This window comes from Flavobacterium sp. (genome assembly GCF_044373165.1).
Classification (GTDB): domain Bacteria; phylum Bacteroidota; class Bacteroidia; order Flavobacteriales; family Flavobacteriaceae; genus Flavobacterium.
The window spans coordinates 1-10859 of sequence record NZ_JBILQL010000082.1 but is presented as its reverse complement, the minus strand read 5'-3'; the positions used below and the strand labels follow the sequence as shown (position 1 = coordinate 10859).

Here is a 10859-nt window from a genome sequence, read left to right as displayed (position 1 = left end):
ATGCACCGATTTATGGAATAAACACCGGATTTGGTTCGTTGTGCAATGTTAAGATTTCTAATGAGCATTTATCACAGCTTCAAGAAAACCTAGTCAAATCACATGCTTGCGGTACCGGTGAAGAAGTGCCGCAGGAGATAGTAAAGTTAATGTTATTGCTCAAAATTCAATCGTTGAGTTATGGCCATTCGGGTGTGCAATTGCAAACAGTTGAACGTTTGGTAGATTTTTACAATCACGATATTTTACCGGTTATTTATACACAAGGTTCATTAGGCGCAAGTGGTGATTTAGCACCATTAGCTCATTTATCGTTACCGTTGTTAGGAGAAGGAGAAGTGAATTACGACGGATTTCGTCAGCCGGCCAAAAAGGTTTTGGAAAAAATGGGTTGGCAACCGATAGTATTACAGTCGAAAGAAGGTTTGGCTTTATTAAATGGAACTCAGTTTATGAGTGCCTACGGTTGTTATATTTTGTTGAAAGCCATGAAATACTCCTATTTAGCCGATGTAATAGCAGCAGTTTCTTTGGAAGGATTTGACGGTAGAATAGAGCCGTTTAATGAGTTGATTCATTATGTTCGTCCGCACAAAGGACAAATAGTAACGGCCCTTCGAATGACGGAATTGTTAGAAGGCAGTCAGTTGATTAGCCGTCACAAGGAGCATGTTCAAGATCCGTATTCTTTCCGATGTATTCCTCAGGTTCATGGCGCTTCAAAAGACACGATAGACTATGTAAAAAAAGTATTCAAAACCGAAATCAACTCGGTTACCGATAATCCGAACATCTTTAAAAACGAAGATTTGATTATTTCCGGCGGGAATTTCCACGGACAACCTCTGGCATTGGCTTTGGACTTTTTAGGTTTGGCTTTATCTGAATTGGGCAGTATTTCTGAAAGAAGAACTTACCAATTAATATCCGGTTTACGAGGTTTGCCTGCTTTTTTGGTCGACAATCCGGGCTTGAATTCGGGCTTTATGATTCCGCAATATACGGCGGCGAGTATTGCCAGTCAGAACAAACAATTGGCTTCACCGGCAAGTGTGGATAGTATTGTTTCTTCTAACGGGCAAGAAGACCATGTTTCGATGGGCGCGAATGCAGCCACGAAAACACTTCGCATAATGGAAAACTTAGAACGCATCTTGGCCATAGAATTGATGAATGCGTCACAGGCCATTGCCTTCAGAGAGCCTTTGAAGTCCAGTGAGTTTATAGAATCTTTCTTAAAATCTTACCGCTCAGAAGTGCCTTTGGTTAAAGAAGACCGAATTCTGCATTATGACATAGAAAACTCGGTGGCGTTTTTGGAGAGTTTTGCTATTGATTTATAAGAGTAAACTCAACAATCCCAATATAGCCGGAACCGCTTGTACGTAAAAAATTCTTTTGGAAGCGGTTAAGGCGCCGTAAATTCCGGCCACTAGTACACAGCTAAGGAAAAACATAGCAATGTTATGACTCCAATTGACATCGCTAATTAATAACGACCAAGTCAATCCTGCAGCGAGAAAGCCGTTGTACAAACCTTGATTGGCAGCCATGACTTTGGTTTTTTCAAACTGATCCGGCGGAATGGTTTTAAATACTTTGCGTCCGCGTGTTGTCCAGGCGAACATTTCAAGCCATAAAATGTAAATATGCAATACGGCAATGAAACCGATGATGAGTTGAGAGAGAATGTTCATGGTTATTTTTGTTTCAAGTTTCAGATTTCAAATACTGATTTAGTCGTTTTCGTTAATAATGCGTTCAATTCTTTTGTCAGGAACCAACCACATTAGGGCGACTAAAATATAGAGTGCGCCTGAAATCACAACATAATATTTGGTTGAAATTACCGCAATAATATAAATTACTACAGATATTTTTCCTTTAAAGTCTTTACCAATGGCTTTAGAAAGCAACGAATCTTTACCATGGTGCTTCAAAATCACAGTTTGCAAAATAAAATACGCAATGGCATTCATGAGTAAAATAACGCCGTACAACATCATCGGAAAAGGAGCAAAGTGATGCTCTCCAATCCAAGCCGTTGCAAAAGGAATGAGCGATAACCAAAACAACAAATGTAAATTTGCCCATAAAATGTTTCCGTTTACGCGCTTCACGGTATGCATCATATGATGGTGGTTGCTCCAATAAATCCCTACATAAATAAAGCTCAATACATAACTCAGAAATTTATGAAACAACGGAATCACCGCTTCAAAAGTGGTGTCGTTAGGCACTTTAAACTCCAATACCATGATGGTAATGATAATTGCCAATACACCATCACTGAAAGCTTCGAGTCGGTTTTTATTCATGTGTGTTCTGGGTTATAAGTTGTCTGTTATCTGAATATCTGTTGTCTGAAAATCTATCAACTATCGCTTAAAATTCTTCTCAATAGCCTTAATCATTTCTCCGGCAATGTCTTTGTTGGTTGCGCCTTCTATACCTTCAAGTCCGGGAGAAGAGTTTACTTCTAATAATAACGGTCCTTTAGAAGAACGAATGATATCAACACCGGCGACTTTTAAATCCATGGCTTTGGCGGCTTTGATGGCGATTTTCTTTTCATCTGCTGTAGGTTTGATTACGGATGCAGTTCCGCCCATGTGAATGTTGGCTCTGAATTCACCGGCAGCGGCTTCCCGTTGGATAGCAGCTACTACTTTGCCGTCTACCACAAACAAACGCAGATCTTTACCGTTGGCTTCTTTGATAAATTCTTGAACTAAAATATTGGCATTCAAACTTTTGAAAGCATTGATAACCGATTCGGCTGCTTTTTTGGTTTCGGCCAACACAACCCCTTTTCCTTGAGTGCCTTCTAAAAGTTTCACAATCAAAGGTGAACCGCCAACCATTTTAATCAAATCATCGGTATCCAAAGGGGAATTCGCAAATCCGGTTGTTGGAATGTCTACGCCGTGGTGTAATAACAATTGCAGTGAAAACAATTTATCTCGCGATTGCGTAATGGCAGCAGCTGAATTCAAACAAAAAACTTTCATAGCTTCAAATTGACGGGTTAAAGCACAACCGTAAAAAGTAATGCTAGGTCGAATCCTCGGAATAATGGCATCAAAGTTATCCAGTATTTTTCCGCCTCGATAATGAATTTCGGGTTTTACGGCATCGAGTTTCATGTAACATTCCTTGATGTTGAGGAAGTGCATTTCGTGTCCGCGCATTTCACCGGCTTCCATGATGCGTTTATTGCTGTACAATTCGGGATTACTGGCTAAAACACCAATGCGCAACCCAGATTTGTTTGAAATGGCATCTTGGTATAAATCTTTTAAACTTTCGGTAGAGGTTTGTCCCAGTAAATATTTTTGCTCAGGGTCGACCAAAATTCTGCCACTCATGGCTTCTCGACCCAATAACATTCGGAATCCCATTGAATCTCGATTGGTCAGAGTCATCTCAATCACCCAAATATCGTCTCCTATTTTGAGTTGGGTTTGGATAACGTAACGTTGTTCTCTAAAACCACTCGAACTTTTTACTATGCGTTTGTCAATGAGTTTGGCTTCACAATGAATGACCGTTTTGAGGTTGTTTTGAATCGGATTGATATCAAATTTCACCCAGTTTTCCGAATCTTTAACAAACGGAGCGATATTGATGGCATGTAAGGCCGAAGTTTTGGCACCCGAATCTACCCGTGCTTTGATGGCAGGTATACCTAACTCGGGAAAAGAACACCATTCTTCGGAACCTAAGATGATTTTGTTTTGTGGCATTTTATAAAAATTATAAGCCACAAATTACACGAATTCTCACTGATTAATTGGCGTGAATTTGTGCCATTTGTGGCTTTTTTTAAAAGATTAAATTGATCTTATTTTGTTGGCTTTTCCGCTTTTTGAATCGTAATGGTCAACTCTTGAGCTGTTTCGTCTAAATCCATAAAAATTTCATCACCTGAAGCTATTTTCGAAGTGATTATTTCTTCGGCTAAAGCATCTTCAACATATTTTTGAATCGCACGTTTTAACGGACGAGCCCCAAATTGTTTGTCGAAACCTTTATCTGCTATAAAAGCTTTCGCTGTATCGGAAAGGTTCAATTTATAGCCTAACTCTTCTACGCGAGCATACAGTTTTTTCAATTCAATTTCGATGATTAAATCGATGTCGTGTTTCTCTAGAGGATTGAATACAATTACATCGTCAATTCTGTTTAAGAATTCCGGGGCAAAAGTTTTTTTCAAGGCGTTTTCAATCACACTTTTCGAATGTTCATCGGCTTGAGCCACTTTAGCAGAGGTACCAAAACCAACCCCTTGTCCGAAATCTTTTAGCTGACGCGCTCCTACGTTAGACGTCATGATAATGATGGTGTTTTTAAAGTCGATTTTACGTCCCAAACTGTCAGTCAAATAGCCGTCATCTAAAACTTGTAGCATCATGTTGAAAACGTCAGGATGCGCTTTTTCGATTTCGTCTAAAAGGACAACACAGTATGGTTTTCTGCGCACTTTTTCGGTCAATTGTCCACCTTCTTCATAACCCACGTAACCCGGAGGCGCCCCGATTAAACGAGAGATGGCAAATTTTTCCATGTATTCACTCATGTCGATGCGAATTAACGCATCTTCAGAATCAAATAATTCTTTGGCCAATACTTTGGCCAATTGTGTTTTACCCACACCGGTTGATCCTAAAAAGATGAAGGAACCAATAGGGCGATTCGGGTCTTTTAAACCGGCGCGATTGCGTTGGATAGAGCGGGCAATTTTGGTTACAGCTTCATCTTGTCCAATTACTTTGCCTTTGATTAAATCTGGTAAGTGTGCCAATTTATTGCTTTCGGTTTGGGCAATACGATTCACCGGAATACCCGTCATCATGGATACCACATCGGCTACATTGTCTTCGGTTACTCGAATTCTATTGCTTTTGGAATCTTCTTCCCATTGTTCTTGGGCGATGGCTAAATCTTTCTCCAAACGCTTTTCGTCGTCTCGTAATTTGGCCGCTTCTTCGTATTTCTGTTTTTTAACGACAGAGTTTTTTAATTCACGCACTTCTTCCAATTGGCGTTCCAAATCCAAAATTTGTTTAGGCACGTCAATATTGGTAATATGAACCCTGGAACCGGCTTCGTCTAAAGCGTCAATCGCTTTGTCCGGAAGGAAGCGCTCTGACATGTATCGATTAGTTAATTTTACACAAGCTTCGATTGCTTCGTCGGTATAAATTACGTTGTGATGGTCTTCGTATTTGTTTTTGATGTTGTTCAAAATGGTAATGGTTTCCTCTACCGAAGTAGGTTCCACAATTACTTTTTGGAAACGTCTTTCTAACGCACCGTCTTTTTCGATGTATTGTCTGTACTCATCCAAAGTGGTTGCACCGATACATTGGATTTCCCCGCGGGCTAAGGCCGGTTTGAACATATTGGAAGCATCTAACGAACCTGTAGCGCCACCGGCACCGACTATGGTGTGGATTTCATCAATGAATAAAATGATATCGTCGTTTTTCTCCAATTCGTTCATGACCGCTTTCATTCTTTCTTCAAATTGACCGCGGTATTTAGTGCCGGCGACCAATGAGGCCAAGTCAAGTGTTACCACTCTTTTGTTGAATAGAATGCGCGATACTTTCTTTTGAATGATGCGCAAAGCCAAACCTTCGGCTATAGCGGATTTACCAACACCCGGTTCTCCAATCAGCAACGGATTGTTTTTCTTTCTTCGGCTTAGAATTTGAGACACACGCTCAATTTCTTTTTCACGACCCACTACAGGATCGAGTTTGCCTTCTTCCGCCAATTCGGTTAAATCGCGGCCAAAATTATCCAAAACCGGTGTTTTGGATTTTTTATTGGTTTTGTTAGCCGGATTGTTAAAGCTGCCTTCTTTTAGGCTGTCATCCTGACCGGAATCGTCGTTGTAAGATTCGTTTCTCGGCAGGTTATCGTTAAAATCTTCTTCGTTTGGTGTCATGTTTAAGTATTGTTCTTTAACTACGTTGTAGTCTATTTTCAGACGGTGCAGTAGTTTGGTTGTAGGATCGTTTTCGTTTCTGAGAATACAGAGTAGCAGGTGCGCCGTACTGATTGACGAACTCTGAAATACTTTGGCTTCGAGGAAAGTTGTTTTTAAAGCGCGTTCCGCTTGACGGGTCAAGTGAAGGTTTTTCTTTTCGTTACTGATTTCAACATTGGGATTGGCCGGACTTAAGATTTCCACCTTTTTTCTTAAATGATCTAAATCAACCGACAAATTATTCAATATAGTAATTGCTTTACCGTTTCCGTCTCTTAAGATACCAAGCATCAAATGTTCTGTTCCGATAAAGTCATGACCTAATCGCAAAGCTTCTTCTTTGCTGTAGGTGATTACGTCTTTGACTCTTGGTGAAAAATTATCGTCCATAATAGTATATAGTTGCTATTGTAAATTTAGTTATTTGAAGTGATTCAAACAAAAATCATTCCGCCTAAATGTACTGTCAGCTAATTGACAAAAAAAAAGTCAATAATAAAAGCCGTAACAGTAGTATTTTATTAACCAAAAAAAGCGCCTATTTTGTTAATAAATCATTGAAATTTGTACACTAAAATTAGCTTCAAAAGGTATAAATATCCTATATTAGCACGTTTTGAATTTGAACTAATTTTTTTATTAATAATATATAAATATGTCTGACGGAGAAAAGTTAATTCCTATTAACATCGAAGATGAAATGAAATCAGCTTACATCGATTATTCGATGTCTGTAATTGTCTCAAGAGCGCTACCTGACGTGCGTGACGGTTTAAAGCCGGTACACCGAAGAGTGTTATATGGAATGTATGATTTAGGCGTTTTTTCAAACAGAGCGCACAAAAAATCCGCAAGAATTGTTGGGGAAGTTTTGGGTAAATATCACCCACACGGAGATACCTCTGTTTATGATGCCATGGTTCGTATGGCTCAAGAGTGGAGTTTGCGTTATTTATTAATTGACGGTCAAGGTAACTTTGGTTCTGTTGACGGTGATAGTCCGGCAGCGATGCGTTACACCGAAGCCAGAATGAAAAAGATGTCAGAAGACATTATGGCAGATATCGACAAAGAGACAGTGGATTTCCAGTTGAACTTTGACGACACCTTGTATGAGCCGAAAGTAATGCCAACCAGAGTTCCTAATCTTTTAATCAACGGAGCTTCCGGAATTGCTGTTGGTATGGCAACCAATATGCCACCTCACAATTTGACAGAAGTAGTTGATGGTACTTTAGCGTACATCGACAATAATGATATAGAAATTGACGAATTAATCACGCACATCAAAGCACCTGATTTTCCGACAGGTGGTGTCATTTATGGTTATGAAGGTGTTCGTGAAGCCTTTAAAACAGGTCGTGGCAGAATTGTAATACGTGCCAAAGTAAGTTTTGAAGAGGTTAACGGAAGAGAAGCCATTATTGTTTCTGAAATTCCATACCAAGTCAACAAGGCAGAAATGATCAAGAAAACTGCCGATTTGATCAATGAAAAGAAAATCGAAGGGATTTCAAATATCCGTGATGAATCGGATAGAAACGGGATGCGTATTGTTTATGAATTGAAACGAGATGCGGTTCCGAATGTGGTTTTGAATACACTCTATAAATTTACGGCATTACAATCTTCATTCAGTGTGAATAACATTGCTTTGGTTAATGGAAGACCGCAGATGTTGAATGTAAAAGATTTGATTCACTATTTCGTAGAACACCGTCATGATGTTGTCGTTAGAAGAACCCAATTCGAATTGCGCAAAGCAGAAGAAAGAGCACACATCTTAGAAGGTTTAATCATTGCTTCTGATAATATTGATGAAGTAATTGCCTTAATCCGTTCCTCGAAAGACGGTGATGAAGCTCGTGCCAAATTGATAGAGCGTTTTTCGTTATCCGAAATCCAAGCACGTGCCATTGTTGAAATGCGTTTGCGTCAGTTAACCGGTCTGGAACAAGACAAGTTAAGAGCGGAATACGAAGAAATCATGAAGTTGATACAACACTTGAGAGACTTATTGGCCAGTAAGGAGATGAGAATGGCTTTGATTAAAGAAGAATTAATTGAAATCAGAGATAAATACGGAGACGAGCGTCGTTCAACCATTGAATACAGTGGTGGCGATGTAAGTATAGAAGACTTGATAGCCGATGAACAAGTGGTGATTACGATTTCTCACGCCGGTTACATTAAGCGTACCAATTTATCCGAATACAAAACTCAAAATCGTGGTGGCGTCGGACAAAAAAGTGCCGGAACAAGAGACCAAGATTTCTTAGAACATTTGTTTGTGGCGACCAACCACCAATATTTATTGTTCTTTACCCAAAAAGGAAAATGTTTCTGGATGCGTGTTTATGAAATTCCGGAAGGCAGTAAAACCAGTAAAGGGCGAGCGATTCAAAACTTAATCAATATAGAGCAAGACGATAAAGTAAAAGCGTTCATTTGTACTCAAGATTTGAAAGACGAAGAATACATCAACAGTCATTATGTAATTATGGCGACCAAACAAGGGCAAGTGAAAAAAACGCCATTGGAGCAATATTCTCGTCCGCGTCAAAACGGTATCAACGCCATTACCATTAGAGAAGATGATGAACTATTAGAAGCCAAATTAACCAACGGGGAAAGTCAAGTATTAGTGGCAGTAAAATCCGGAAAATTGGTTCGTTTTGAAGAAGAGAAAACCCGTCCGATGGGAAGAACAGCATCGGGTGTTCGCGGTATTACCTTGGCAGATGATAAGGATGAAGTGATTGGTATGGTTTCTGTAAACAAGGAAGATATTAATGACACACAGTTATTGGTAGTTACTGAAAACGGTTACGGAAAAAGAACCAAATTGGTGGATGAAGACGGAGAAGATGTTTACCGTATCACTAACCGAGGTGGAAAAGGAGTTAAAACACTTAACATTACTGAAAAAACCGGTGCTTTAATTTCGATTAATGCCGTTACGGATGAAGATGATTTGATGATCATCAACAAATCCGGATTGACTATTCGCATGGAAGTATCTGATTTAAGAGTGATGGGAAGAGCTACGCAAGGTGTTCGCCTGATTAATATTAAAGGAAACGATTCCATTGCAGCAGTAACAAAAGTAATGAAAGAGGAAGAATCAGAAGAAATAGATACCGATGCAGACAGTAATGATGTGAATGCCGGTGACTCATCTAATGAAACTTCAGAATCAGAAGAATAATTTAAAATAATACCACATGAAAATTAAACACATTGTATTGGCTTCAACTATGATTGTTTCTTTTTCAACTTTTGCTCAAAAAGATGAGTTAAAAGTTTTAAAGAAAATCTATGGCAAAGAGGCACCAAAACCTGACGAAGTAGTAGAGTACAAATCGAATTTGTCAAAATTAGAAAGTTTAGCGACTGAAGAAGCAGATAAAATTGCTGCAGGTTATTATAAATCTATGCTGCCTTTGGTTGAAATTAAATCATTCGGTACCGCAATTACGCCGGCTCAGAAAGCATTAATAGTAACACCTAAGAAAGTTGATGAAATTGAAAAAGGGTTAAATGCGGCACTTGAGTTTGAAAAAAGAACCGGTAAAAAAGTTTACACCGATGATATTTTAGCTAAAATTAATATTTACAAACCGGAGTTGATTAATTACGCCATTGCCCTTGGTGAGCAAAAGCGTGATAAAGATGCTTCTGATGTACTTTATTCTCTTTATAAATTAGACACTAAAGATCATGACAAGCTTTTTTATGCTGCCAGTTTATCGGTAAATGCCAAGGATTATGACACTGCATTGATGTATTACAATGAATTAAAGAAAATAAATTATACCGGTGAAACTACTCTTTTTTATGCTTTTAATAAAACATCAAAACAAGAAGATCCTTTTAACAGTAAAACAGAGAGAGATTTATTTATAAAATCAGGAACTCATGAAAAGCCTAGAGACGAGAAAACACCTTCTAAGCGCGGAGAGATTTTTAAAAATATCGCTTTAATTTTAGTTGAAAAAGGTAGAATTGAAGAAGCAAAATCAGCCGTTAGCGAAGCTCGCATGGCCAATCCTAAGGATACTTCATTAATTTTAACTGAAGCCGATTTGTATTTGAAAGTTAATGATTTTGAAACCTACAGTAAGTTGGTTAATGAAGCGTTAGCAAACGATCCGAATAACGTTGATTTGGTTTATAATCTTGGTGTAGTAGCCGGAAATGCTCAGAAAGTTGCTGACGCGGAGAAATATTACAGAAGAGCATTGGAAATCAATCCAAATTATTTTAATGCTAATTTGAATTTGGCGGAGTTGTACTTAAGATTAGACGAGAAGTTTGTAAATGAAATGAATAAGTTAGGTACTTCAGAAAAAGACAACAAACGTTATGAAGTTTTAAAAGCGGAACGTGAGAAGAACTTTAAAATTCTTTTGCCTTATTTAGAAAAGGCTTATGAATTGCAACCTGATAATGAAGCCGCCAAAAAGACATTAATGAGTGTTTACAATGCATTGGAAATGACTGATAAATATAAAGCTTTAAAAGCCAAAAATTAAATTGACTTAACCATAAAAAAACCATCCAAATCGGATGGTTTTTTTTATTGCTTTATTTTTTGAATATTATAAGTGAATCACTTCTCCGTAAGCATCAGCTACAGCTTCCATAACGGCTTCGCTCATTGTTGGATGCGGATGCACCGCTTTCAATATTTCGTGACCGGTGGTTTCCAATTTACGGGCTACAACAGCTTCTGCTATCATATCGGTTACTCCCGCGCCAATCATATGACAACCCAACCATTCACCGTATTTGGCATCAAAAATTACTTTAACAAATCCATCCGGAGTTCCGGCAGCTTTCGCTTTTCCTGAAGCTGTAA

Annotated in this window: 7 protein-coding genes and 1 pseudogene; 3 read left to right on the top strand and 5 right to left on the bottom strand. The window is 38.6% G+C overall.

The window, feature by feature from the left end; all coding sequences use genetic code 11:
- A partial coding sequence (gene hutH, locus ACIQ32_RS10000) for a histidine ammonia-lyase (protein WP_396195551.1) occupies positions 1-1343 on the top strand: 1343 nt, incomplete at its 5' end.
- Here hutH and ACIQ32_RS09995 read toward each other — a convergent pair.
- The 4 genes from ACIQ32_RS09995 to ACIQ32_RS09980 all read right to left on the bottom strand — a co-directional run bounded on the left by ACIQ32_RS09995 (position 1338) and on the right by ACIQ32_RS09980 (position 6388).
- Positions 1338-1697, bottom strand: a complete 360-nt coding sequence (locus tag ACIQ32_RS09995) for a DUF1304 domain-containing protein (protein ID WP_396195550.1) — start codon at positions 1695-1697, stop codon at positions 1338-1340. The two genes, hutH and ACIQ32_RS09995, sit on opposite strands and share 6 nt — an antisense overlap.
- A gap of 39 nt (positions 1698-1736) precedes the next feature.
- A complete protein-coding gene (locus tag ACIQ32_RS09990; RefSeq protein WP_396195549.1) occupies positions 1737-2318 on the bottom strand; it encodes a TMEM175 family protein in 582 nt (193 codons plus the stop codon).
- Between the two features lie 60 nt (positions 2319-2378).
- Entirely contained in the window at positions 2379-3746 is a 1368-nt protein-coding gene (rimK, locus tag ACIQ32_RS09985) for a 30S ribosomal protein S6--L-glutamate ligase (protein WP_396195548.1), read from the bottom strand.
- Between the two features lie 98 nt (positions 3747-3844).
- On the bottom strand, positions 3845-6388 hold the full coding sequence (locus tag ACIQ32_RS09980; RefSeq protein WP_396195547.1) for an ATP-dependent Clp protease ATP-binding subunit: 2544 nt from the start codon (positions 6386-6388) through the stop codon (positions 3845-3847).
- A 265-nt stretch (positions 6389-6653) separates the two neighbouring features.
- Here ACIQ32_RS09980 and gyrA point away from each other — a divergent pair, with 265 nt between their 5' ends.
- Both gyrA and ACIQ32_RS09970 read left to right on the top strand, forming a co-directional pair.
- The gene (gene gyrA / locus ACIQ32_RS09975) at positions 6654-9206 is read left to right on the top strand and encodes a DNA gyrase subunit A (protein ID WP_396195546.1); all 2553 of its coding nucleotides are present in this window, start codon (positions 6654-6656) and stop codon (positions 9204-9206) included.
- 16 nt (positions 9207-9222) lie between these two features.
- Positions 9223-10533: a tetratricopeptide repeat protein gene (locus tag ACIQ32_RS09970; protein ID WP_396195545.1), complete on the top strand. Its 1311-nt coding sequence runs from the start codon at positions 9223-9225 to the stop codon at positions 10531-10533.
- Between the two features lie 66 nt (positions 10534-10599).
- Here ACIQ32_RS09970 and ACIQ32_RS09965 read toward each other — a convergent pair.
- A pseudogene (locus ACIQ32_RS09965) lies at positions 10600-10859 on the bottom strand (dihydrolipoyl dehydrogenase); the annotation flags it as partial.